Below are 24953 nucleotides of genomic sequence, written 5' to 3'. Positions count from 1 at the left end.
GATGTTCTACAACCCAAAAATCCGCTTGTACCAAGGCTTCTTTTCCTTTTCCTTCTTAGGCTTTTCTTCCTTATGCTCTTCATGATCCAAATGGTCTGTGCAGTATTCAGTAGGCTCTGTACCTGCAGCGAATAATGTCATTCTTTTTACCGGACATCCGTCAGAAGCGAGCTTGCCACTGGCAGGGTCAACGTAGACGGCGACAGTACCCTTCGCTGCCTTGAACTTTTTAGCAGGCTCATCATCAAGTGCTTTTTCCATAAAATCGAGCCAGATATTCTTCGCATAAGATTTCTCCACTGTCAGTTCAATGGGCTTGCCTTTATCGTACCCTGTCCAAACAGCGGAAACGAGCTGAGGGGTATAGCCGATCATCCAGCTGTCCGTTTCGGTCGTCCCCGACTTAGCCGCGTACGGCCGAGTCATCTTTTTAATCAGCGTGCTTCCTGTAACAGAAGAATAGCCATTAAGCTTTTTATCAAAAATGCCTGTCAGCATATGGGTCATCACCGAGGCGAGTTCAGGCTTCAATACCTCAGCTTTTTCAGCCTTATACTCATATATCACTTCACCTTTATGATTTTCGACCTTCTTGATCAGCACGGGATCTACTTTTTTGCCGCCATTCGCTAAAATACTGTAGGCATTGGCCATATCAATCACCCTGACACCGGAGGTTCCAAGGGCAAGGGAAGGAACCTTGTCCATATCCGTCTTGATCCCAAAACGCTTCGCTGTTTCAACGAGAGTTTCCTCCCCAAGGAACAGATGGGTTTTCACAGCGTATACATTATCAGACAACGCCAAAGCCTGCGCCATCGTAATGTCATCCTCGGCGTATTTATTGTTAAAATTATGGGGCGTATACTCTGATTGTCCATCATCGAACATGAACGTCGTCAGCTGGCTCTTCATGGTGGACGATGGAGTGAAGCCATTTTCAAGTGCTGCGTAATACAGGATTGGCTTCATCGTTGATCCTGGCTGCCTGACTGCCTGCACAGCCCGGTTGAACGGACTCTCCTCATAATTCCTGCCGCCGACAAGCGCCACTACATGTCCATTCTTTGGATTCATCGCCACGAATCCTGCCTGGATTTCAGAATCGGATGCAATCATTTTATCAATCGATTTTTCAGCAATTTCCTGTTGGTCAAGATCAAGGGTTGTATATACCCTTAATCCGCCGAGCGAAATGGTCCGGTCATCGAAATTCAAAGAATTCCTGAGCGCATTCTGTACAGCGTCCTGGAAGTACGGAGCAGCACCAATCCGGGAATGCTGATGCTCTCCGACAAGCTTCGGTTTTTCAATGCTTGCTCTTTGTGCTGCTAGCTCGGAGATATAACCGTTTGTCTTCATCGTATTTAAAATCGTTCGCTGTCGCTGCTTTGCTTTTTCCATGGATGCGAAAGGTGAGTAAATGCTGGGTCCTTTCGGGATTCCCGCCAGCATGGAAGCTTCCGCCAGGGATAGATCCTTCGCGTCCTTGCCAAAATAATAACGGCTTGCTGCCTGGATGCCGTATGCACCATTGCCATAATAAATCGTATTTAGATAGCCTTCGAGGATCTCATCCTTGGAATAATTCATCTCTAGGCGCAAAGTGAAAAGCGCTTCTGTCGCTTTCCGTTTCCAAGTCTTATCATGTTCCAGATAAAGATTCCTCGCATACTGCTGAGTGATCGTGCTCGCACCCTGGACCTTGGCCATGGCCTTCAAGTCAGCGATCGCAGCACCGGCAATCCGCTTATAATCAAACCCATTATGGGTAAAAAAGGTTTTATCCTCTATCGAAACCGTCGCATTAATCAAATGAGGCGAAATATCCTTGAGCGCCACCCAATAGCGCTTCTGGCCGGAATGGCTCTCACCAATCACCGTACCATCATCGGAAAAAAACAAGGTCGATTGCGGCACGGCCAGCGGAGGCGGACCCTGGAGCTTCGCATACCCAATCAGGGAAAAGTAGAGTACAGTGGCCAAAGCAAGTCCTGCAAGCCCGAAGAAAATCAAAGCACGCAAATATTTAATCGTCTTGCGAAACCGCTGGTCTGTCATCAGCTCCATAATGCTTCCTCCTAAAAAAAGATAGATATTATCAGTATGAAAAAAAACACCAGGTTTTAAACATAGAATCAAAGATAATTAAATTTTGCTTGCATTTTTGCTAGATTCAACTATACTTTTTCTGATGTTTGTATTTGTGATGTTGGGGAAACATAAAATAAAGAAAAGCGGAGGCGACTGTTCAGCTCCGACAAGCACTGCCCGCCTTAAAACGCCACGTCCTGTGGCTGGCGGGTATGGCACATCGTGTGCCTCAGAGGGCCGGCAGGAGAAGTCGTTCTTTGACTTCACCGGACGGACCGAAAATGAAATGTGTAGCCGACTGTTCAGAAACGCAGAAACTGGAGACTCCGACAAAGAAGCGCTTTTTGCTTCTGCGGGCGGAGTTGAAGTTTCGGAGTTTCTAGGAGGCGAAACTGGACAAGTGACTCGAGGAGCTAGGAGCCGCAGCTGGACAAATATAGAAGCCTTTAACGTTTGAATTGTTATCTAATATGAAGAATTCGCCGCATCATAAGGGAAATTTTTTTGCCGAAAGGAAGGATATTAATGGGTCTTTGGTTTACAGAAAAACAGACAGAAAACTTTGGTATCACAATGAAAGTGAACAAGACGTTACATACAGAACAGACAGAATTCCAGAAGCTTGATATGGTGGAAACAGAAGAGTGGGGCAATATGCTTCTTCTTGATGACATGGTCATGACTTCTGTTAAAGATGAGTTCGTTTACCACGAGATGGTTGCGCACATTCCATTGTTCACTCACCCAAATCCTGAGCATGTACTTGTTGTTGGAGGCGGGGACGGAGGAGTAATCCGCGAAGTGCTTAAGCACCCAAGTGTGAAAAAAGCGACTCTTGTTGATATCGATGGGAAAGTTATTGAGTATTCTAAGAAGTTCTTGCCTGAAATCGCTGGCAAGCTTGATGACCCACGTGTTGATGTCCAGGTTGGCGATGGGTTCATGCATATCGCAGAAAGCGAAAACCAGTACGATGTCATCATGGTGGACTCTACTGAACCAGTTGGACCGGCAGTAAACCTGTTCACAAAAGGCTTCTACGCTGGGATTTCAAAAGCATTGAAGGAAGACGGAATCTTCGTTGCACAGTCTGACAACCCTTGGTTCAAGGCTGATTTGATCCGCAATGTACAGAAGGATGTTAAGGAAATCTTCCCGATCACACGTCTTTACATCGCGAACATCCCAACATACCCAAGCGGAATGTGGGCGTTCACACTTGGATCAAAGAAGCACGATCCATTGGAAGTAAGTGAAGACCGCTTCCACGATATCGAAACAAAGTACTACACTAAAGAGCTTCATAAAGCAGCTTTCGTATTGCCTAAATTCGTTGGCGACCTTGTAAAATAATTAGGAAATTTAATATGGCTTCCCGGCGAATCCGGGGGCCGTTTTATTGTGAAAAATTTTATTGAAAGAGGTGTTGGGAATGCGTTTTGATGAAGCATATTCAGGCAATGTGTTTATTGGCAGCCATTCTAATTTTAAAGAAAGCAAGGCAGTCCTTTACGGTATGCCAATGGACTGGACAGTCAGCTACCGTCCGGGTTCACGTTTTGGCCCGACCCGTATCCGCGAGGTATCGATTGGCCTTGAAGAGTACAGCCCATATCTTGATCGCGAGATGGCTGACCTTAACTATTTCGATGCAGGAGATATTCCGCTGCCATTCGGGAATCCGCAGAAGAGCCTTGATTTGATCGAGGAATACGTGGACAAGCTTTTGGCTGAAGAGAAATTCCCGCTTGGAATGGGGGGCGAGCATCTGGTATCATGGCCAGTGATGAAGGCAGTCGCGAAAAAATATGAAGACCTTGTCATCATCCACTTTGATGCACATACAGACCTCCGTGAACACTATGAAGGCGAGCCATTGTCCCACTCAACGCCAATCCGCAAGATAGCCGAGCACATCGGACCGAAAAATGTCTACTCATTCGGAATCCGTTCCGGCATGAAGGAAGAATTCGAGTGGGCTAAGGAAGTGGGCATGCATATTTCCAAGTTCGAAGTCCTTGAGCCATTAAAGGAAGCATTGCCTAAGCTAGCTGGCCGCCCGGTATATGTCACGATCGACATTGACGTACTTGATCCTGCACATGCACCTGGAACAGGAACAGTCGACGCTGGCGGAATCACTTCCAAGGAGCTGCTCGCATCGATCCATGCTATCGCAAACTCCGGTGTGAACGTAGTCGGAGCAGACCTAGTCGAAGTCGCGCCAATCTATGATACATCCGAAATGACAGCCAATACAGCAAGCAAAATCATCCGTGAAATGCTGCTTGGTTTTGTAAAATAAAATTAGTTGCCGCTCCCTTTTTAAAAAGGGGGCGTTTTTTTATGTAAAAAAATACCGACCTGTTACTAATAGTTACTTTTATAGGAAGGAATATTCTGAATAATATAGAAAATATAATGATTATGTAAGTAACTAATAAAAAGGAGGTAAAAAGGATGAAAACGTTGGTTTCTTTTTTCAACCGCATCATGCAGCGGTATTTGCCTGATCCGTTTCTATTTGTCATCATCTTAACTTTTGTTGTATTTGGATTAGGCCTTATTTTTACCGACAGCGGTCCGTACCAGATGGTCCAGCATTGGGGCGGAGGGTTCTGGGGATTGCTGACGTTCTCGATGCAGATGGTGCTTGTTCTTGTAACTGGCCATGTGCTGGCGAGCAGCAATGTATTTAAAAAGGGTCTGGGAGCACTTGCTTCGCTAGCGAAATCTCCTGGCCAGGCGATCATCATTGTTACAGTTGTATCCATGATTGCCAGCTTGATTAACTGGGGATTTGGGTTGGTCATTGGAGCACTGTTTGCGAAGGAACTAGCTAAGAAGGTTAAAAACGTTGATTACAGACTGTTAATTGCAAGCGCTTACGCAGGATTCATCGTCTGGCATGGTGGTATTTCCGGTTCTATTCCGCTGACAATCGCGACAGAAGGCCACTTCTCACAGGATCTGATTGGCATCATCTCGACTGACCAAACGATTTTTGCCGGCTTCAATCTTTTCATTATCTTAATCTTGCTTCTCGTATTGCCGGTTGTTAATCGCTTGATGATGCCGTCTAAGGATCAAACAGTGACGGTCGACCCTGTATTGCTGGAAAATGACGTACAGGCTGCCGCCCTCGAGCAGGGAGCGATGACGCCTGCTGAAAAGCTTGAGAACAGCAGGATTGTTTCCTTGCTGACCGGTATTTTTGGACTTGTGTTTTTATTTTACTATTTTACTACAAATGGATTTAAGTTGAATCTTGATATTGTCAACTTCCTATTCTTGTTCCTTGGCATCCTGTTCCATGGCACGCCAAGACGTTTCCTTGAGGCAGTCGTTAACGCGGTAAAAGGGGCAAGCGGAATCATCATCCAATTCCCTTTTTACGCGGGGATCATGGGGATGATGACCGCGTCTGGCCTAGCTGCAGTCATGTCTGAAGGATTCGTAGCGATCTCGAATGAATTCACATTCCCATTCTTCGCCTTCCTGAGTGCGGGTTTGGTCAACTTCTTCGTTCCATCGGGCGGAGGACAGTGGGCGGTCCAGGCACCAGTTATGCTAGAAGCAGCCCAAACCCTTGGAGTATCCATCCCGAAAACAGCTATGGCCGTTGCCTGGGGCGACGCGTGGACCAACCTGATCCAGCCATTCTGGGCATTGCCAGCACTGGCGATTGCCGGACTGAAAGCAAAGGATATCATGGGATATTGCGTGTTGACATTGATTGTTTCAGGTATCGTTATTTCGGTGGGAATGCTGTTTTTCTAAACAGTGAATTTTTAAGGAGGAGGAGCAGATTGCTTCTCCTTTTAAAATTGGAAAAAATCAGTGGTAATTTCCAGTTCGCGGAATTAAGCTTGATTTTCGCGGAATTAAGGTGGAAAATCGCGGAAATCAATCGGTTTTTCGCGGAATAAACTAAGATTATCGCGGAATCTCTAATTGGTAATGGAAAAATAGTTATCGATTTCGCCGAAATTATGATGGATTAGCGTTAATTTCAACCACTTTTTCACGGAAACAACTGAAATTTTCGCGGAATAATCTAATTCTGAATGAAAAAACTGGACAGCAGCGCTATCCAGTCTCTTAATTACATCTTTTCGAATGTATCACAAATGGTTTCACGTTCATTTACTGCCTGTTTACCGGAATTCGCTACTACAAGGATGGAATCGGCAACACATTGATCGCCTTCAGCCCAATATTTACAGTTTTCCACTTCGCATTTAACTTCGATTTTCATGTATGCCACCTCCTTAAAAGGTTTTGATAATCAATACCCGATTTAGAGGGGGACTAACCCTATAGATGTATACCTAAATTTCCCTACTGATTCCTATGTCAATTCCCCTTGCGCTCCTTGCACTTTCAAAGGAGAATATTTATACTTATAAAGTTATAATGAAGATAGAAAAGCACAAGCGACTTTGTCAAAACCGACAAGCGCTGAAGCTGGACAAGAAAAGGGCGTGTTAACGGTGTCTAGTAAACCCGCTGATCAGATTCCTGTCAAGGTGACGGTAAAAACGGCGATTTACAGTGGCAAAGAGAAGGAAACTTTTGAATTGACCACTTTTGGCCGATACTATAAAAAGGCGAACAGCTCGTACCTCCAATATGATGAAGTGATGGAGGAAGGGGATGTCCATACGACGGTTAAAATATCAGGTGACGAAGTGCTGATTTTGCGCAGCGGTGCGATCAAGATGAGGCTTCTTTTTCTGCTGAATAAAAAAACTCCGGGAAATTATCAGACCCAATATGGGCTGCTGCAGACTTCTGCGCTCACGAAGCGGCTCGATACTGATTTTAACGAGACAAAGCAGGAGGGCCATGTGGACTTGCTGTATGATATGGCAATTCAGGGCGCGAGTGCAGGTACATACCATTTGACGATCAATTATAAGGAGGAAGGCAAATGAATATAGTTGAACAGGTTCAATTGAAGCTGAAAGAAGAAATCAAGCAGGCGATCATCAAAGCTGGTCTAGCTGAGGAAGCACAAATTCCGGCCGTTATTTTAGAGACGCCTAAGGAAAAAGCGCACGGGGATTACTCTACGAATATGGCGATGCAGCTTGCGCGCGTGGCGAAAAAGGCACCTCGCCAGATTGCGGAGCAGCTGATCGAGAACTTCGATAAAAGCAAGGCATCCATCGAGAAAATCGAAATCGCCGGACCAGGATTCATCAACTTTTACATGGATAACAGCTATTTGACGGACTTGATTCCGGCAATCCTTGAAGCAGGGGACAATTATGGTGAATCGAATGTAGGAAACGGACAGAAGATCCAGGTCGAGTTCGTTTCTGCCAACCCGACTGGCGACCTTCACCTTGGCCATGCGCGCGGCGCGGCTGTCGGTGATTCACTGTGCAATGTGCTTGCCAAGGCTGGATACGATGTATCCCGTGAATATTACATCAACGACGCTGGAAACCAGATTAACAATTTGGCTCTTTCTGTTGAGGCACGTTACTTCCAGGCGCTTGGCATGGACAAGCCGATGCCTGAGGATGGCTATCATGGTGCTGATATCATCGGGATCGGGAAAACCCTAGCTGAAGAGTACGGCGATAAGTATGTGAATGTTCCTGATCAGGAGCGCTTCGATGCTTTCCGTGAGTACGGCTTGAAATACGAAATGGAAAAGCTGAAGCAAGACCTTGAGAACTTCCGTGTTCCGTTCGATGTTTGGTACTCAGAAACTTCTCTATATCAAAATGGAAAAATTGACGTGGCACTTGATGCATTGCGTGCGAATGGCCATATCTATGAAGAGGATGGCGCAACATGGTTCCGTTCATCTGAACTTGGTGATGACAAAGATCGCGTACTGATCAAGCAGGATGGCTCTTATACGTATTTGCTGCCGGACATTGCCTACCATAAAGACAAGCTTGAGCGTGGCTTTGAAAAGCTGATCAATATTTGGGGAGCGGACCACCACGGTTATATCCCTCGCATGAAGGCAGCGATTGAGGCGCTTGGCTACGGACGTGACGCGCTTGAAGTCGAAATCATCCAGCTCGTTCACCTGTACAAGAACGGCGAGAAGATGAAGATGAGCAAGCGTACAGGAAAGGCTGTCACAATGCGTGACCTGATTGATGAAGTTGGCCTGGATGCAGTTCGTTACTTCTTCGCGATGAGAAGCGCGGATACTCACATGGACTTCGACCTTGATCTGGCGGTTTCCCAGTCCAATGAAAACCCAGTATTCTACGCACAGTATGCACATGCCCGTATTAACAGCATCCTGCGTTCTGCAGCAGAGCAAGGCTTGATTTTCGACATCGAGGCAGATTTCAAGCATATCCAGTCCGAGAAGGAAATCGACCTGCTGAAAAAGCTTGGCGAATTCCCGCTGGCGGTTGCAGAAGCAGCACAGAAGCGCATGCCACATCGAATCTCTAACTACATTTTCGAATTGGCTTCCGTATTCCACAGCTTCTACAACGCTGAAAAAGTATTGGATCTGGACAATAAAGAAAGAACAGGGGCACGCCTGTCGCTGATCAAGACAGCGCAGATCACTTTAAAGAATGCGCTTGAGTTGATTGGGGTTTCGGCTCCGGAGAAGATGTAAAAAACTTAGGCATAAGCTCCTCAAACAAGGGGCTTATGCTTTTTTATAATAGAATCGTCATTAACCCGGAAAGAGCAAGGAAGAGAAATAAAGTTCCTGGTCCTCCTAGTAAAACGATGATGAGGACAACTTCAAATACCTTGTTAAGTTTAAAAGCAAAATAACTTCTCCCGGCTATTTTTTCCTTACACAGGAACCAAAGTGTTTTTAAGCTTACTAATCCCAGGAATAAATACAGTCCGATTAACAAGAAGTCTATTAAAATTTCAAAGCCTGAAATGATAATGGGATTCCATCCTTTTTTTACAAAAAGTTCTCCTCCCCCTCCTCCTTTAATCCAGCCAATTAATAAACCAACAATGGCAATGGGAATAACAAAAGCCAGGTTATATAAAATGTCGCTTATTCTTTCCCGGAATGTACGTGCTGGGCCTGGGTCCTTAGCTGTTTTTACCACGCTATAATTCCCTCCTAAAATCAGGGTAATAATCTAATATTACCATTTTTTTCATTCAGTGCGCTTTGACTTATGTAAAACACACTAAAAAAGGAAATAAATACCTGTAAATACTCTGATTTTTTATATTTCCAATAATTTGTTAATAGCTTACTATATCAATATATTCAACATATTGGGAGTTGGGGGAAATTAATATTTTACACAAAGAATATGTCTGTCCTGACTGCAGTTCAGCTATCCCGTTCAATAAAGGCTACATTTCATGGTGCGATTGCGGATATAACATGGATCACTCACCATCAGAAAAGACGGACTCAAAATTAAGTGCTTTATATGAAAAACTGGGAAATAAACGGGGTCAAAGAGTTTTTCAAGAACTGGTTTCCCAACAGGAATTTCGGCAGGGGATATCTTTTTCAAAAAGCTTAGCTTTCATGGCAGCCACAATTGTGCACTTAATTAGCATCAATTTATTTTTACTGGGTTTATACTTGCTTATTTTTCAAAACGATCATTTCATGTTCATAGGTGCAGGGCTAATTCTTTTGGGTATAGCCTGGCTGGCCAGGCCAAGAGTACCAAAGCTGGACAAAGATGAGCATTTGATTTCCCGTCAGGAATTTCCGTTTTTATTCGAGGCTGTGGACCAATTAGCTGATGCTATGCAGGTAAAAAGGATTGATGGAATCATTATTGATGATGAATTCAATGCATCAGTAGCACAAATTGGCTGGAGAAGAAGGAAAATCATTAAGATAGGGTTGCCGTTATTTTCTATTTTGGAGCAGGAAGAGCAGCTGGCAATTCTTGCGCATGAATTTGGCCATATATCAAATGGGGATTTAACCAGATCATTTTATATTGGAACAGCCTTATATACGCTGCAGACATGGTATGAGCTTTTATATCCTGTGCCAACCGATGAATATGACAGCATGGGCTTTTTTGAAATACCTGTATATTATATTATGGCATTTCTCTCATTAATCCCTTACTCACTATTCTTATTACTAGTACACCTGTTATTTGACGATTCCCAGAAGGGTGAGTATTTAGCCGATGAAAGGGCTGCAAAAGCAGCAGGCTATAAATCGTTAATCTCGTCAATGGAAAAATTCCAATACGCTGATACCTTTTACCTAAAGGTAAGGGAAATAGCGGTGCGGAAAAACACAATCAATTTATTTCATGCTGTTCATGAACAAATAAAAGTCATGCCAGACCGTGAGAAAGAGCGGCTCTCCCGGCTTGCACAACTTGAGACATCTAAACTGGATTCGACTCACCCGCCAACAGCCTACCGCATCAAGCTGCTTGAAAACTTGAAAGCTTCTCCTTCTTCTATAGCTGTAGGCAAGGGTACTTTAGCAATGATGCAGAAAGAACTTGAAACGCAGCAAACCAGGATTCAAGAGGAAGTAATCGAAAATTACCGGTATGTTTTGAATATGTATTAATAAAGGCTGCTGGATGGTCCAGCAGCCTTCAGCTTATTTCCACTCCAATACAGCTCCGCCAATCCGTTTCACACCGCGGATTTTAGCCAAATCCTCAACGAGTTTAAGCGCTGCTTTATCTTTTGCTTTAGCTTCAATCATGAAATCGACGTCCTGGCCGATTCCCCGCAAGATTTCTATCAATGGCAGGATGAATTCTGGGTCAACATAATCGGCGTGTGATCGATAAGCTTTTTCAGATTTAGGAGAGGAGATATGAATCTTAGGCTTCAATCCAGTCCGTTCCCAGGTTGCGAAGCCGTCCGGGAGTAATTTTTCCAAAGACTCATCACAAAGATTCGCCATGTGGTGGTGATAATCGAACATGAAGGGGACCTCTTCTTTCAAACAGGCAGTGAGTGTTTCTACTGCATTGTACGTTTTATCATCATTTTCAAGCGTGGTGATTTTTTTGATATGCTCTGGCAGTTTGGCGAAGTTTTCATGAAAGCGCAATATCGTTTCTTCTTTGTTACCGTATGCCCCGCCAATATGGATGTTGATGAGCGCTTCGGTTTCCAGTCCCATTGCTTCGAGCATGCCATAATGATATTCCATATCGATGATTGCATTAGCCGTCACTTCCTCCCTCAGAGAAGTGAACAGCGTGTATTGATTTGGATGAAAACTTGTCCGGATTCCATGGTTTTTCACCAATGCACCGATTTCGAGCCATTTGTCGCGGAACGGCGTGACATAATCCCACTTGACCTCCGGGTGGGTCGCCAGCGGCGCAATCGAGCTTGAGAAACGATACAAAGGTATATCGTGGGCGATATTGTAATGAATCATTCTTTCTGTATTCACAAGGTTCTGGTAGGTTACGGAAAGCAGCTTTTCACGCCGTTCGTCTTCAGGCAGCTGTCCATAACGGGCGAATGTAAGTGCCTTGGATGGAGAAGCATCCCACAGGCTGATGGCGGTGGATACATAGCCCAACCGAATAATCATAGCGACACTCCTTTATTGTCGAGCAGGCCGGGGTATCATAAAAAATAGGAAATGGTACTCGCGGCTTTTTCTTTCAGGAAGGAACGGTTAAAGTCATCCAAAGCGGCCTTCCTTGAGTTCAAGATATCTTCTGTCAGGATTAGCTTAATTTTTTTGATAAAATCATCATCATAAATCAGGCAGTTCAATTCATAATTCAAAAACATGCTTCTTTTATCAAAATTGGCGGTACCAACGTCACAAACCTCATCATCCACGAGGAGGACCTTGGCATGGTAAAAGCCATTCAAAAACTGGTAGACTTCGGCTCCATCCTTGATCAGAGTCCTCAGATAAGGATAGGACGCTTCTTTAACAAGGGCATGGTCGGAAACGAGCGGAACAAGGACCGTAACTGAAACACCTCTTTTAATCGCATCCCGCAATAAGTTGAATACCCTTTTGCTCGGAATGAAGTAAGGCGTCCCGATAAAAATCGAGGTCTTCGCATTGCTGATCAGATCTGACATCATTTCCTCAAGCAGGATGCCTTCGGTAGGAACGATCTGATGCCGAATAGCTCCTTTTTTTAGCGCAGGGAAATAGCCTATGTTTTGCAGCAGATTGACTTTTGCCGCTGCATGCCAATCCTCAAGGAACTCTGACTGCAGATCACTGACTCCTTCACCCGTCATTTTCAGATGGTAATCGCGCCAAGGAGAAAGTTTCGGATCATGATTGTTGTATTCTTCGCCGATATTAAAGCCGCCAAGATAGGCGGTGTTGCCGTCAATCACGGTGATTTTCCGGTGATTGCGCACCTGAGAAGAATAAAACAGGAAAGGCAATTTAGGCATTTGGGAATAGGCGAACTCCACTCCGGCAGCCTTCAGCGAGTTAATTGTCTTTCGCTTCAATCCGCTGCCGACCCAGTCGACCATAAGGCGCACCTCGACCCCGTCTTTACCCTTTTGTTTTAAAATGTTGAGAAATTCCTGGCTGATTTTATCATCCTGGACGATGTAAAACAAAATATGAATGTGCTGCTTTGCATTTTTTAGTTCCGAAAAAAGGTCATCGAACAATTTAGGACCTTCCGCAAAAATGGCAAGGTTGCTTTCCCGGACCGGCAGTGTATTCGTTTTGGCGCTTGCCAGATGCTTCTTTCTGCCGAACATGAAATCAACGTAGACCCAGAGGACAAGGCCAGCTATTATTGCAATCAAAATCCATCCAAAATCCATAGCGATCCGGCTCCCTCAAAAGTATTTCCTTTATTTTTGCCGAAATCGCTTCATATATGTTAAGTTCCTGTAAAAGAGGAAGTGTAAACAATTTTCAGAAATGAAAGGAAATGAGTTGACTGAATGCTCATTCATTATATAATGTAGTTAAAGGTATATTCAGAAAATTTGTTTGGTTAAAAAATTTTCATCCAAAAATCAGCATCGAAAGGGGTAAATGATTTTTATGAACGGTCTGCTATGGATTAATCTTATCGCGTTCTTACTTGTAACCACTTACGCTGTCAGCTTGTTTGTTTACGTGGTAAAGACGAGAATCGAGTACATCAAGCTCGGCAAGAAATCAGAGTTTGATGATGATATCAAGGATCGCTGGAGAAGAATCCTTGTCCATGTATTTGGCCAGAAAAGGCTATTGAAGGACAAGAAAAGCGGTGCGATACACGTTATGTTTTTCTATGGATTTCTTCTTGTCCAGTTCGGGGCAATTGATTTTATCTGGAAGGGAATCAAGCCTGGCTCTCATTTGCCATTAGGTCCATTATATCCAGGTTTCACGTTTTTTCAGGAGCTCGTTACGCTGACAATTCTAGTAGCGGTAGTATGGGCTTTTTACCGCCGTTATGTTGAAAAGCTTGTCCGCCTGAAGCGCGGCTTCAAGAATGGGCTTGTTCTACTATTCATCGGCGGATTGATGCTATCTGTATTGCTCGGAAACGGAATGAGCATGATCTGGCACGGCCATGAAGGAACATGGACTGAACCGGTCGCATCTCTTATTGCGGCAGCATTCAGCGGAATTCCTGAGGCAGCAGCCATCACGATTTTCTATATCGTATGGTGGATTCACCTCTTGTTCTTGCTTGCATTCCTGGTATACGTACCGCAATCCAAGCATGCTCACTTGATTGCTGGACCAGCCAATGTTTATTTAACAAGGGTTGATGCACCAGGGAAGATTACAAAGATCGATTTTGAAGATGAAACACAGGAAACATTCGGTGCCGGTAAAATCACTGATTTCAATTATGAGCAGATGATCGACTTCTATGCTTGTGTAGAATGCGGTCGCTGTACGAATATGTGCCCGGCAACAGGGACTGGGAAAATGCTGTCGCCAATGGACCTGATTGTAAAACTGCGTGATCATCTGACGCTTCACGGTGCCGCTGTCACTTCCAAGCAGCCTTGGGTTCCGACATTTGCCTTTTCCAACACAAAGGGCAACCAGATCGCTTTAGCGGCAGCGGGCCAGGGTGCAAATGAAGCTGCAGCAGGCCTTGCATACAGTCCGAGCATGATCGGCGATGTCATCACAGAAGAAGAGATCTGGGCATGTACTACTTGCCGTAACTGTGAAGACCAGTGTCCGGTTATGAACGAGCACGTTGACAAAATCATCGACCTCCGTCGTTATCTAGTTTTGACTGAAGGTAAGATGGACGCTGACGCACAGCGCGCGATGACAAATATTGAGCGCCAGGGCAACCCTTGGGGCTTGAACCGTAAGGAAAAAGAAAACTGGCGCGAGCTTCGCGATGATGTAGTCATTCCTACGGTAAAAGAAATGAAAAAGGCAGACGAAGAATTCGAATACTTATTCTGGGTTGGTGCGATGGGTTCATTTGACAACCGCAGCCAGAAGATCGCCCTTTCGTTTGCTAAGTTATTGAACGAAGCAGGCGTCAAGTTCGCGATCCTTGGAAACAAGGAAAAGAACTCCGGCGATACACCACGCCGCCTTGGTAACGAGTTCCTATTCCAGGAACTTGCGACAAAGAATATCGAAGAATTCGAGAAAAATGAAGTGAAGAAGATCGTGACAATCGACCCTCACGCATACAATATCTTTAAGAACGAGTATCCTGATTTCGGCTTTGAAAGTGAGGTTTACCACCATACTGAGCTTCTTGCACAATTAGTGAAAGAAGGAAAGCTGGTTCCGAAGCATGCAGTGAACGAAACGATCACTTTCCATGATTCCTGCTACCTTGGACGCTATAACGAAGTATATGACGCACCGCGTGATATCCTTAAGGCGATTCCTGGTGTGGATCTGAAGGAAATGGAACGTAACCGTGATACAGCAATGTGCTGTGGCGCTGGCGGCGGCTTGATGTGGATGGAAGAAGAAACAGGACACAGAATCAATGTTTCCCGTACAGAACAGGCACTTGCAGTAAACCCATCCGTCATCAGTTCCGGGTGCCCATACTGCCTGACAATGCTCTCTGATGGAACGAAAGCGAAGGAAGTAGAAGAAAACGTCGATACACTAGACGTTGCTGAACTACTTGAAAAATCCGTTTTCGGTGAAATCAAACCGCTTGTATCTTAATACAAATTAATACTTAAAACATGAATAGTAGAAGTTGACTCACAGTAAAAATTCGACATAAGACAGAATTTTTAGCAAAGTGTTTCAATTTCTACTATTTTTAAAGTAAAATGAATAGTATGATAAAGCGCTTACATTATTCTTCAGCAAGAAACGACCTTAGAACCTCACAGAATCAAATGCTTGCTTATTTTTTAGGACCAGTTTCGAGCGAGCGTTCAGTCAATCAAAAAAGACTGGATTGAGATTTATTTTTCATTTTCAAAATTAATAGATTGAAAGGGAGAGATGACAATGGGGAAGACAGTCATTTTAGCAGGAGCCAGAACACCATTTGGCAAGCTTGGCGGAGCTTTGAGCGGATTCACGGCTAGCCAGCTTGGAGGAATTGCGGTAAAAGAAGCAATGGCACGCGCGGAAGTAAAGCCAGAAGAAATCGGTGAGGTCATTCTTGGCACAGTATTGCAGGGAGGCCAGGGACAGCTTCCTTCACGCCAGGCTGCAAGAGAAGCTGGAATCCCGTGGGAAGTTAAAACGGAAACAATCAATAAGGTTTGTGCATCAGGCATGCGCAGCTTGACACTCGGAGACCAAATCATCCGCGCAGGAGATGAGGAAGTAATTGTTGCCGGCGGAATGGAGTCAATGAGCAACGCTCCATATATTCTTCCGAAAGCACGCTGGGGCTTCAGAATGGGCGACGGCCAGGTGAAGGATTTGATGATCCATGATGGATTAACTTGCAGTTTCAAGGGAGTCCACATGGGCACTTACGGTAATGAAGTAGCGAAAGAATATGAAATCAGCCGCGAGGAGCAGGATGAATGGTCATACCGCAGCCACCAGAAGGCGATTGAAGCGATAGAATCAGGCAAGCTTGCTGAGGAAATCGTTCAAGTTGAAGTGCCACAGCGCAAGGGCGACCCAATTTTGGTCCAGCATGATGAAGCACCAAGGAAGGATACATCAGTAGAAAAGCTAGCTAAGTTAGGCCCAGTTTTCAACTCAGATGGCACGATTACTGCCGGTAACGCACCGGGAATCAATGACGGCGCGGCGGCCCTCGTGCTGATGAGTGAAGAGCGCGCACAGCGTGAAGGCAGGACACCGCAGGCAGTCATCCTTGGGCATGCAGCCATTGCAACAGAAGCGAAGGACTTCCCGAAGACACCTGGAATTGTAATCAATGAATTGTTGAAAAAGACCGGCAAGTCGCTGGATGAAATTGATCTTTTTGAAATCAACGAAGCTTTTGCTGCAGTCGCATTAACAAGCGGGCGCATTGCGAACCTTGATCCGGAAAAAGTCAATGTGAACGGCGGTGCGGTTGCCCTTGGCCATCCTATCGGAGCCAGCGGGGCACGCATCATCCTTACTTTGATGCATGAACTCAAGCGCCGCGGCGGCGGGGTCGGCATTGCGGCAATCTGCTCGGGCGGAGGCCAGGGAGACGCAGTGATGATTGAGGTTCCTAAGCAATAAGGATAGACGGGAGGGCAAGACATATTGCCCTCCATAGAAATAAATTTTATAGGAGGAGATAAAATGAGTGTGAAAAAAATCATGGTAATTGGCGCAGGACAAATGGGCTCAGGTATCGCCCAGGTATGCGCGCAGGCAGGATACGATGTGTTTTTGAATGACCTGAAGCCAGAATTTGTTGAACGCGGTCTTTCAGGCATCAAGAAAAACCTCGGCCGCCAGGTAGACAAAGGGCGAATGACAGCTGAACAGCTTGATGTGATTGTCGGCAGAATTACTTCCTCTTCAGACCTGGAGGATGCCAAAAATGCAGACCTCATTATTGAAGCAGCGGTTGAAAATATGGACATCAAGGCAAAAATCTTTGCCCAGCTTGATGAAATTGCACCTGAACATGCAATCCTTGCTTCCAATACATCTTCATTACCGATTACCGAAATCGCTGCAGCGACAAAACGCCCGGAAAAAGTCATTGGCATGCACTTCATGAATCCGGTGCCGGTCATGAAGCTTGTTGAAATCATCCGTGGGCTTGCGACTGCCGATGAAGTTTATCAAACAATCGAAGACATCACTAAAACATTGGAAAAAGTTCCTGTTGAAGTGAACGACTTCCCAGGCTTCGTTTCTAACCGTATTTTGATGCCGATGATCAATGAAGCAATCTACACCTTGTACGAGGGAGTAGCAACCAAGGAAGCGATTGACGATGTTATGAAGTTAGGCATGAACCACCCAATGGGACCGCTGACTCTTGCAGACTTCATTGGCCTTGATACTTGCCTCTACATTATGGAAACACTTCACGAAGGCTTTGGCGATGACAAATACCGCCCTTGCCCACTATTAAGGAAATATGTAAAAGCAGGCTGGTTAGGCAAAAAATCAGGCCGTGGTTTCTACACATACGAGTAATTATTTTTCGTTAATCCGTCCTTGCAAAAATTTTTGTCTGGACGTGGGGAGGGTTAAGAATGAATCTGAGATTTACAGAAGAGCAGGAAATGATGCGCAAAATGGTGCGGGATTTTGCACAAACCGAAATCGCTCCATTTGTTGAAAAAATGGAAGAGGGCGAGTTCCCGAGGGAGATTTTAAGGAAGATGGGCGAGCTTGGCCTGATGGGAATCCCGGTTCCCGAAGAGTATGGCGGATCGGAGATGGATTTCATCTCCTACATCATCGCGATCCATGAAATATCGAAGGTCAGCGCCACGGTTGGCGTCATCCTTTCTGTCCATACTTCAGTCGGTACGAACCCGATCTTGTATTTTGGAACAGAAGAGCAGAAGGGAAAATATGTGCCTAAGCTTGCTGCAGGTGAATATCTCGGTGCATTCTGTCTGACAGAACCAAGTGCCGGCTCTGATGCTGCAAGCCTGAAAACACGAGCGGTCAAGAAAGATGGACACTATGTGTTGAACGGCTCGAAGGTGTTCATCACCAACGGCGGCGAAGCGGATGTGTATATTGTTTTCGCTTCTACTAATCCGGAAGCTGGTACGAAAGGCGTTTCCGCTTTTATCGTCGAGAAAGACACACCGGGCTTCATCGTTGGCAAAGATGAGCACAAAATGGGACTTTACGGTTCACGCACGGTACAGCTGACATTTGAAGACATGAAGGTACCAGAAGAAAACCTGCTTGGTCAGGAAGGCGAAGGGTTCAAAATCGCAATGAGCAACCTTGACTCTGGACGCATCGGCATCGCGGCACAGGCCCTCGGTATTGCAGAAGCTGCATTGGAAGCAGCGACTGACTATGCAAAAGAAAGAGTCCAGTTCGGCAAGCCAATCGCTGCCCAGCAAGGCGTCGGATTCAAGCTAGCAGACATGGCAACATCCGTCGAAGCTGCAAAACTATTAATCTATCGAGCTGCCCAGTTACGCTCAGAGGGCCAAAAGTGCGGAATCGAAGCCTCCATGGCAAAGCTTTTCACATCACGCACAGCAGTAGAAGTCACCACAGAAGCCATCCAGGTATTCGGCGGCTACGGCTATACAAAAGAATACCCAGTCGAACGCTACTTCCGCGACGCAAAAGTAACTGAAATTTACGAGGGTACGAGCGAGATACAGAAGATCGTTATTAGTAAGCAGTTGTAAGGTCTGTATTATGACAGGTTTGGCAGAGGAATCCGAAAAGCTGTCAAGAAAAGGCCGGAATCGTGACAGGTTAGGTAGTGAAGGCCGAAAAGCTGTCAAGAAAAGCCCGTAATTATGACAGGTTTGGCAGAGGAATCCGAAAAGCTGTCAAGAAAAGGCCGGAATCGTGACAGGTTAGCCTGTGAAAGCCGAAAAGCTGTCAAGAAAAGCCCGGAATCGTGACAGGTTAGGCTGTGAAAGCCGAAAAGTTGTCAAGAAAAGCTCGGAATTGTGACAGGTTGGGCTGTGAACGCAGAAAAGCTGTCAAGAAAAACCCGGAATCGTGACAGGTTGGACAGTGGAAGCACAAAAGCTGTCAAGAAAAGCCTGTAATTATGACAGGTTGGACAGTGAAAGCCGAAAAGCTGTCAAGAAAAGTCCGGAATAGGTTTGGCAGCGGAAGCCGAAAATCTGTTAATAAAATTATCTTTTTCCAGGTTTTAAAACCAATCATCAATCTACACACAAGATGGATGTAACTTCAAACTAAATAATCCAATTAAACAGTAACGGAGGAAACAAAAATGAATTTTCGATTATCCGAAGAACATGAAATGATTCGAAAAATGGTCCGTGATTTTGCGAGGAATGAAGTGGCTCCAACAGCTGCAGAGCGTGATGAAGAGGAACGCTTTGACCGCGAGATTTTTGATAAGATGGCTGAACTTGGCCTGACTGGAATTCCATGGCCGGAAGAGTACGGCGGTATTGGCTCTGACTATCTTGCATACTGCATCGCGGTTGAGGAATTATCCCGTGTTTGTGCGTCCACTGGCGTAATGCTGTCAGCACATACATCACTAGCAGGCTGGCCGATCTACAAGTTCGGAAACGAAGAGCAGAAGCAAAAATACTTGCGTCCAATGGCTGAAGGAAAAAGCATTGGCGCATACGGCCTGACTGAGCCAGGAAGCGGTTCAGATGCGGGTGCGATGAGAACGACTGCAAAGGAAGATGGCGACCACTACGTGCTTAATGGTTCAAAAATTTTCATCACAAATGGCGGTGTAGCGGATATCTATGTTGTGTTCGCATTGACTGATCCAGAAAGCAAGCATAAGGGAACGACAGCGTTCATCGTGGAGAGCGACTTCGCTGGATTCTCTGTCGGCAAGAAGGAGAAAAAGCTCGGAATCCGTTCATCTCCTACAACGGAAATCATCTTTGAAGATTGCCGCGTGCCAAAGGAAAACATCCTTGGTGAAGTTGGCGAAGGATTCAAAATTGCAATGATGACGCTTGATGGCGGTCGTAATGGAATCGCGGCACAAGCAGTCGGAATCGCGCAGGGTGCTCTTGATGCGGCTGTCGATTATGCAAAAGAACGCCAGCAGTTCGGCAAGCCAATCGCTGCAAACCAGGGTATCGGCTTCAAGCTTGCTGATATGGCAACATCTGTTGAGGCTTCAAGACTATTAACCTACCAGGCGGCATGGCTTGAGTCTGAAGGTCTTCCATACGGCAAGGAGTCTGCGATGTCCAAATTATTCGCTGGCGATACGGCGATGAAGGTGACAACTGAGGCTGTACAAGTATTCGGCGGCTACGGATACACGAAGGATTATCCAGTGGAACGCTTCATGCGCGACGCGAAAATTACGCAAATCTATGAAGGAACACAGGAAATCCAGCGTCTTGTTATCTCCAGGATGCTGACGAAATAACAAGGCGGGTAGATGTTGATGAAAAAGCGAGAAGTGCAGGCGTCGGTAAAAGATGAGCGACTTGTGAAAAAAAGGCGCGACCAGATGATAAAAGGGGCCGTTACCCTTTTCAAGCAGAAGGGCTTCCACCGCACGACGACCAGAGAGATTGCCCGGGCTTCAGGCTTTAGCATCGGCACCCTTTATGAATATATCCGCACGAAGGAAGATGTGCTCTATCTTGTCTGTGATAGCATCTATGACGAGGTTCGCGATCGCCTTCAGGAAAATCTCGACACCAATCAGGGGACGCTTGAGAGCCTGAAGGTAGGGATTGCGAATTACTTCAAGGTTATGGACGACCTGCAAGACGAAGTGCTCGTCATGTATCAGGAAGTGAAGTCGCTGACAAAGGATGCCCTACCTTACGTGCTGAAAAAAGAGATTGAAATGGTGGGAATGTTTGAGGATGTCATCCAGCGCTGCGTCGAAAACGGCGAGCTTGATTTGGATGAAAAACATGTGAAGATCATTGCCCATGATATTTTCGTCCAGGGGCAGATGTGGGGATTCCGCCGCTGGGCGCTGCAAAAACTGTATACACTCGAAGAGTATACGGAACTGCAAACCGAACTGCTTTTTAAGGGGATCAAGGGGTCGGAAATGAAATTAGGAACAGGGGGAACAAAATGAGTATGCAGGAAACATATAAGCCAAAAAATCATATTCGCTTTGTGACAGCTTCAAGCTTGTTTGACGGCCATGATGCCTCAATCAATATTATGCGCAGGATTATCCAGTCATTGGGTGGCGAGGTCATCCACCTAGGACACAACCGCTCCGTTGAGGAGGTCGTCAATGCCGCGATCCAGGAGGATGCACAGGGAATTGCAATCTCTTCCTATCAGGGCGGGCACGTTGAATATTTTAAGTATATGTATGACTTGCTGAAGGAAAAAGGCGCTTCCCATATCCGCATTTATGGCGGTGGCGGTGGTGTCATCATTCCTCGGGAAATAAAAGAGCTTCATGAATACGGAATTGCGAGGATTTTTTCTCCAGAAGACGGCAGGAAATATGGCCTTAACGGCATGATCGAGCAGATGATCAAAGAATGTGATTTCCCAACCGTAACTCCAGAAGGCGTCGAGGAGATCGAAAAGCTTGAGGCTGGAGACCCGAATGCCGTTGCTAAGCTAATCACGCTTGCCGAGCAGCATGTCGGTTCGGAAAAAGAAACAGCAGCAGCTGTTGAAACACTGTTGGAAAAAGTAAAGACATTGTCAAAATCCGTTCCGGTTGTCGGTATAACTGGTACCGGCGGAGCAGGGAAAAGCTCATTGACAGACGAACTGATCAGGAGATTCATCAATGAAATTCCTGAAAAGCGGGTAGCGATTTTGTCAGTAGATCCGACAAAACAAAAAACAGGCGGCGCACTTCTCGGCGACCGTATCCGCATGAACGCGATCTTCTCTCCACGCGTTTATATGCGAAGCCTGGCAACAAGACAATCTAGGTCCGAACTGTCGCTGGCAATTAAAGATGCGATTGATGTTGTCAAAGCAGCAGGCTTCGACCTCGTCATCGTCGAAACAAGCGGAATCGGACAGGGCAATGCGGGAATCACTGATGTTTGCGATGTTTCAATGTACGTGATGACGAGCGAATTCGGCGCGCCGTCACAGCTTGAGAAAATTGACATGATTGATTACGCTGATTTGATTGTGATCAATAAATTTGAGCGCAAAGGCTCTGAGGATGCAAAGCGCCAGGTACAGAAGCAGTACCAGCGCAGCCATCTGTTCTGGGACAAAGAACTCGACGAAATGCCTGTCTACGGCACGATCGCCAGCCAGTTCAATGACCCGGGCACGAACGCGTTATTTGCAGCCTTGGTCAATAAAATCAATGAAAAAGCAGGGACGGATTGGACGACATCTTTCTCTACTAATGCAGTGGTTGAAAAACAGAATGTCATCATCCCGAATGACCGCCGCTATTACCTGCGTGAAATCTCCGAAACGGTCCGCGGCTATCATAAGCTTGCTGCGGAGCAGGCAGACCTTGCGCGCAGATTGTTCCAGTTGGAAGGAACAATCGAGGTGGTTAAAGAACGTGAAACAAACAGCGAAGTGCTATCTTCTCTTCAGGTGTTAAAGGAAGAAGTAGAGAAAAAGCTGACGCCAGAATCGAAACATATTATCGAAAACTGGGAAGCGTTGAAGGAAAAGTACAGTGCAGACCAGTTCGTAACGAAAATCCGCGATAAGGAAATTGTCACTGAGCTAAGAACTAAGAGTCTTTCAGGTTTGAGCATCCCAAAAGTGGCATTGCCAAAGTACAAGGATTACGGCGAGATTTTGCGCTGGGTATACCTTGAGAACGTACCAGGAAGCTTCCCTTATACAGCGGGCGTTTTCCCATTCAAGCGTGAAGGCGAGGATCCAAAGCGCCAGTTTGCTGGTGAAGGGACTCCTGAACGCACAAACCGCCGCTTCCATTACCTGTCCAAAGACGACACTGCAAAGCGTTTGAGCACAGCCTTTGACTCTGTTACTTTATATGGCGAAGATCCTGATTACCGTCCAGATATTTACGGTAAGGTCGGGGAGAGCGGCGTCAGCGTATGTTCGCTTGATGACATGAAAAAGCTTTATGCAGGCTTTGACCTTTGCCATCCATCAACATCTGTTTCGATGACAATCAACGGACCGGCACCGATCATCCTGGCGATGTTCATGAACACAGCAGTTGAACAGCAGGTAGAAAAGAAAGAACAAGAGCTTGGCCGCAAATTGAATGAAGAAGAATTTTCACAAGTGAAGGAAATGACTCTCCAGACAGTCCGCGGTACAGTCCAGGCAGATATTTTAAAAGAAGACCAGGGTCAGAATACTTGTATCTTCTCAACCGAATTCGCACTAAGAATGATGGGCGACATCCAGCAATATTTTATTGATGAGAAGGTCCGAAACTACTATTCTGTTTCGATTTCCGGCTATCATATTGCCGAAGCAGGAGCAAACCCGATTTCCCAGCTGGCCTTCACGCTGTCAAATGGCTTCACGTATGTTGAATACTATTTGAGCAGAGGCATGAACATCGATGATTTTGCACCGAACCTGAGCTTCTTCTTCTCGAACGGCCTTGATCCTGAGTATTCCGTGATTGGCCGCGTTGCCCGCCGCATCTGGGCGACAGTCATGAAAAACAAGTACGGCGCAAATGAGCGAAGCCAGAAGCTAAAGTATCATATCCAGACATCTGGCCGTTCACTGCACGCGCAGGAAATCGACTTCAACGATATCCGTACTACGCTTCAGGCTTTGATGGCATTGCACGATAACTGCAACTCGCTTCATACAAATGCTTATGACGAAGCCATCACAACGCCGACGGAAGAATCTGTTCGCCGCGCGATGGCCATCCAGATGATCATCACGAAGGAGCACGGATTGACAAAGAACGAGAATCCGCTTCAAGGCGCATTCATCATTGAAGAGCTGACAGATTTAGTAGAAGAAGCAGTCCTTCAGGAATTTGAGCGGATCAATGACCGCGGCGGCGTGCTTGGTGCAATGGAAACACAGTACCAGCGCGGAAAAATCCAGGATGAGTCGATGTACTACGAGATGAAGAAGCATTCAGGAGAGCTGCCGATCATCGGTGTGAACACCTACCTGAATCCAAACCCTCCATCCGAGGAAGAAATCGACAAGATGGAGCTTGCACGTGCGACGAAAGAAGAAAAAGAAACCCAGATCCGTAACCTTGAATCCTTCAAAGGCAAAAACAAGGATCAATCCGAAGAAGCACTTCAGCGCCTGAAAGAAACAGCAGTCAGCGGCGGCAATATTTTTGCAGAGTTGATGGAAACCGTCAAATATGCGAGCCTTGGCCAAATTACCCGGGCGCTATATGAAGTAGGCGGCCAGTTCCGCAGGAATATGTAGGGTATCAATTTTTCAAAATTGTAGTAAGTATTGTTTAAAAACAAAAGCGATGGTGTATACAGGTAGGACGTGGCATTAGAGCTTTTGGCAATGGATCTAGATTGGGCAAGGTGGCTTGTAGGAAAACTATGAGCCATCTTGCATTTTGTTATGCGCTTTTCGTAAAATAGCATTAGCCTATTAATAATCATTAATAGATCCAGCTTCTATGAAGAGAGCACGAATATGAGATGAGATTTGGGTCAAAAGCAACTTTTATAGAACTTTTCATATCTTTTACCAAATAATCTTATATAATCTAGATATCAGCTAATACATACGACCTACTTCAGGATGTGAAATTTGTGAGATCGGTGTTATTAACGGCAGGGGCTGTTATGGCAGCTGCAGCCATGTATTATCTATACCAGCGACAGCTCGGGGCGATATCTTTTTTCATTCTTTCGATTGTCTTCTTTTTCATGGCTTATACCCAGCTTAAAAAGAGAAAAAGGACTGGCAGCAGGAAAGGTGATAACGAAAGCGAAAAAAGGCGAGAAAAGGACAGATAAAACTGGCATAA

Annotated in this window: 20 protein-coding genes; 15 read left to right on the top strand and 5 right to left on the bottom strand. The window is 45.6% G+C overall.

Going from position 1 to position 24953, the window contains the following annotated elements; genetic code table 11:
- Nucleotides 1-6: 6 nt before the first annotated feature.
- Nucleotides 7-2070, bottom strand: coding sequence for a transglycosylase domain-containing protein (locus TY49_RS04240; RefSeq protein ID WP_041964654.1), 2064 nt, complete (start codon nt 2068-2070; stop codon nt 7-9).
- Nucleotides 2071-2206: 136 nt separating this feature from the next.
- Here TY49_RS04240 and TY49_RS04235 point away from each other — a divergent pair, with 136 nt between their 5' ends.
- The 4 genes from TY49_RS04235 to TY49_RS04220 all read left to right on the top strand — a co-directional run bounded on the left by TY49_RS04235 (nt 2207) and on the right by TY49_RS04220 (nt 5874).
- On the top strand, nt 2207-2551 hold the full coding sequence (locus tag TY49_RS04235) for a hypothetical protein (protein ID WP_156972601.1): 345 nt from the start codon (nt 2207-2209) through the stop codon (nt 2549-2551).
- A gap of 68 nt (nt 2552-2619) precedes the next feature.
- A complete protein-coding gene (gene speE / locus TY49_RS04230; RefSeq protein WP_041964652.1) occupies nt 2620-3447 on the top strand; it encodes a spermidine synthase in 828 nt (275 codons plus the stop codon).
- 79 nt (nt 3448-3526) lie between these two features.
- The gene (gene speB, locus TY49_RS04225; protein WP_041964651.1) at nt 3527-4399 is read left to right on the top strand and encodes an agmatinase; all 873 of its coding nucleotides are present in this window, start codon (nt 3527-3529) and stop codon (nt 4397-4399) included.
- A 155-nt stretch (nt 4400-4554) separates the two neighbouring features.
- On the top strand, nt 4555-5874 hold the full coding sequence (locus tag TY49_RS04220) for a short-chain fatty acid transporter (RefSeq protein WP_041964650.1): 1320 nt from the start codon (nt 4555-4557) through the stop codon (nt 5872-5874).
- Nucleotides 5875-6199: 325 nt separating this feature from the next.
- Here TY49_RS04220 and TY49_RS24120 read toward each other — a convergent pair whose 3' ends face one another.
- Nucleotides 6200-6352 carry a DUF1540 domain-containing protein gene (locus TY49_RS24120; RefSeq protein WP_084135371.1) on the bottom strand — a complete coding sequence of 51 codons (153 nt, stop codon included), beginning with the start codon at nt 6350-6352 and terminating at the stop codon, nt 6200-6202.
- A gap of 235 nt (nt 6353-6587) precedes the next feature.
- Between TY49_RS24120 and TY49_RS04215 the strand changes: the two genes are divergently transcribed.
- Complete coding sequence (locus tag TY49_RS04215) at nt 6588-7031, top strand: YwiB family protein (RefSeq protein ID WP_041964649.1); 444 nt, start codon at nt 6588-6590, stop codon at nt 7029-7031.
- A complete protein-coding gene (gene argS, locus TY49_RS04210) occupies nt 7028-8698 on the top strand; it encodes an arginine--tRNA ligase (RefSeq protein ID WP_041964648.1) in 1671 nt (556 codons plus the stop codon). The genes TY49_RS04215 and argS overlap by 4 nt, the downstream gene beginning before the upstream one ends.
- 43 nt (nt 8699-8741) lie before the next feature.
- Here argS and TY49_RS04205 read toward each other — a convergent pair whose 3' ends face one another.
- On the bottom strand, nt 8742-9155 hold the full coding sequence (locus tag TY49_RS04205) for a hypothetical protein (protein WP_041964647.1): 414 nt from the start codon (nt 9153-9155) through the stop codon (nt 8742-8744).
- 494 nt (nt 9156-9649) lie between these two features.
- Here TY49_RS04205 and TY49_RS04200 point away from each other — a divergent pair, with 494 nt between their 5' ends.
- A complete protein-coding gene (locus TY49_RS04200; RefSeq protein ID WP_198135583.1) occupies nt 9650-10615 on the top strand; it encodes a M48 family metallopeptidase in 966 nt (321 codons plus the stop codon).
- Between the two features lie 33 nt (nt 10616-10648).
- On the opposite strand, the gene uvsE is transcribed toward TY49_RS04200, so the two are convergent.
- Together uvsE and cls are read right to left on the bottom strand one after the other, a co-directional pair.
- Nucleotides 10649-11605 (bottom strand): UV DNA damage repair endonuclease UvsE, encoded by a 957-nt coding sequence (gene uvsE / locus TY49_RS04195; protein ID WP_041964645.1) that lies wholly within the window; start codon nt 11603-11605, stop codon nt 10649-10651.
- A 35-nt stretch (nt 11606-11640) separates the two neighbouring features.
- A complete protein-coding gene (gene cls / locus TY49_RS04190) occupies nt 11641-12828 on the bottom strand; it encodes a cardiolipin synthase (RefSeq protein WP_041964644.1) in 1188 nt (395 codons plus the stop codon).
- A gap of 226 nt (nt 12829-13054) precedes the next feature.
- Between cls and TY49_RS04185 the strand changes: the two genes are divergently transcribed.
- The 8 genes from TY49_RS04185 (at nt 13055) to TY49_RS24530 (ending at nt 24942) form a co-directional block, all read left to right on the top strand.
- Nucleotides 13055-15166, top strand: coding sequence for a (Fe-S)-binding protein (locus tag TY49_RS04185; RefSeq protein ID WP_041964643.1), 2112 nt, complete (start codon nt 13055-13057; stop codon nt 15164-15166).
- A gap of 294 nt (nt 15167-15460) precedes the next feature.
- Nucleotides 15461-16648 carry an acetyl-CoA C-acetyltransferase gene (locus TY49_RS04180; protein WP_041964642.1) on the top strand — a complete coding sequence of 396 codons (1188 nt, stop codon included), beginning with the start codon at nt 15461-15463 and terminating at the stop codon, nt 16646-16648.
- Nucleotides 16649-16711: 63 nt separating this feature from the next.
- The gene (locus tag TY49_RS04175) at nt 16712-17563 is read left to right on the top strand and encodes a 3-hydroxybutyryl-CoA dehydrogenase (RefSeq protein ID WP_041964641.1); all 852 of its coding nucleotides are present in this window, start codon (nt 16712-16714) and stop codon (nt 17561-17563) included.
- A gap of 59 nt (nt 17564-17622) precedes the next feature.
- Entirely contained in the window at nt 17623-18753 is a 1131-nt protein-coding gene (locus TY49_RS04170) for an acyl-CoA dehydrogenase (RefSeq protein ID WP_041964640.1), read from the top strand.
- 563 nt (nt 18754-19316) lie between these two features.
- Nucleotides 19317-20456, top strand: coding sequence for an acyl-CoA dehydrogenase (locus TY49_RS04165; protein WP_041964639.1), 1140 nt, complete (start codon nt 19317-19319; stop codon nt 20454-20456).
- An 18-nt stretch (nt 20457-20474) separates the two neighbouring features.
- Complete coding sequence (locus tag TY49_RS04160) at nt 20475-21128, top strand: TetR/AcrR family transcriptional regulator (RefSeq protein WP_041964675.1); 654 nt, start codon at nt 20475-20477, stop codon at nt 21126-21128.
- A gap of 2 nt (nt 21129-21130) precedes the next feature.
- Nucleotides 21131-24391 (top strand): fused isobutyryl-CoA mutase/GTPase IcmF, encoded by a 3261-nt coding sequence (gene icmF / locus TY49_RS04155; protein WP_041964674.1) that lies wholly within the window; start codon nt 21131-21133, stop codon nt 24389-24391.
- 344 nt (nt 24392-24735) lie between these two features.
- Complete coding sequence (locus TY49_RS24530; RefSeq protein WP_041964638.1) at nt 24736-24942, top strand: hypothetical protein; 207 nt, start codon at nt 24736-24738, stop codon at nt 24940-24942.
- Nucleotides 24943-24953: the final 11 nt, after the last annotated feature.

The sequence above is a fragment of the Mesobacillus selenatarsenatis SF-1 genome (assembly GCF_000813125.1).
Classification (GTDB): domain Bacteria; phylum Bacillota; class Bacilli; order Bacillales; family Cytobacillaceae; genus Mesobacillus; species Mesobacillus selenatarsenatis.
This window is presented reverse-complemented; position numbering and strand designations above follow the sequence as displayed.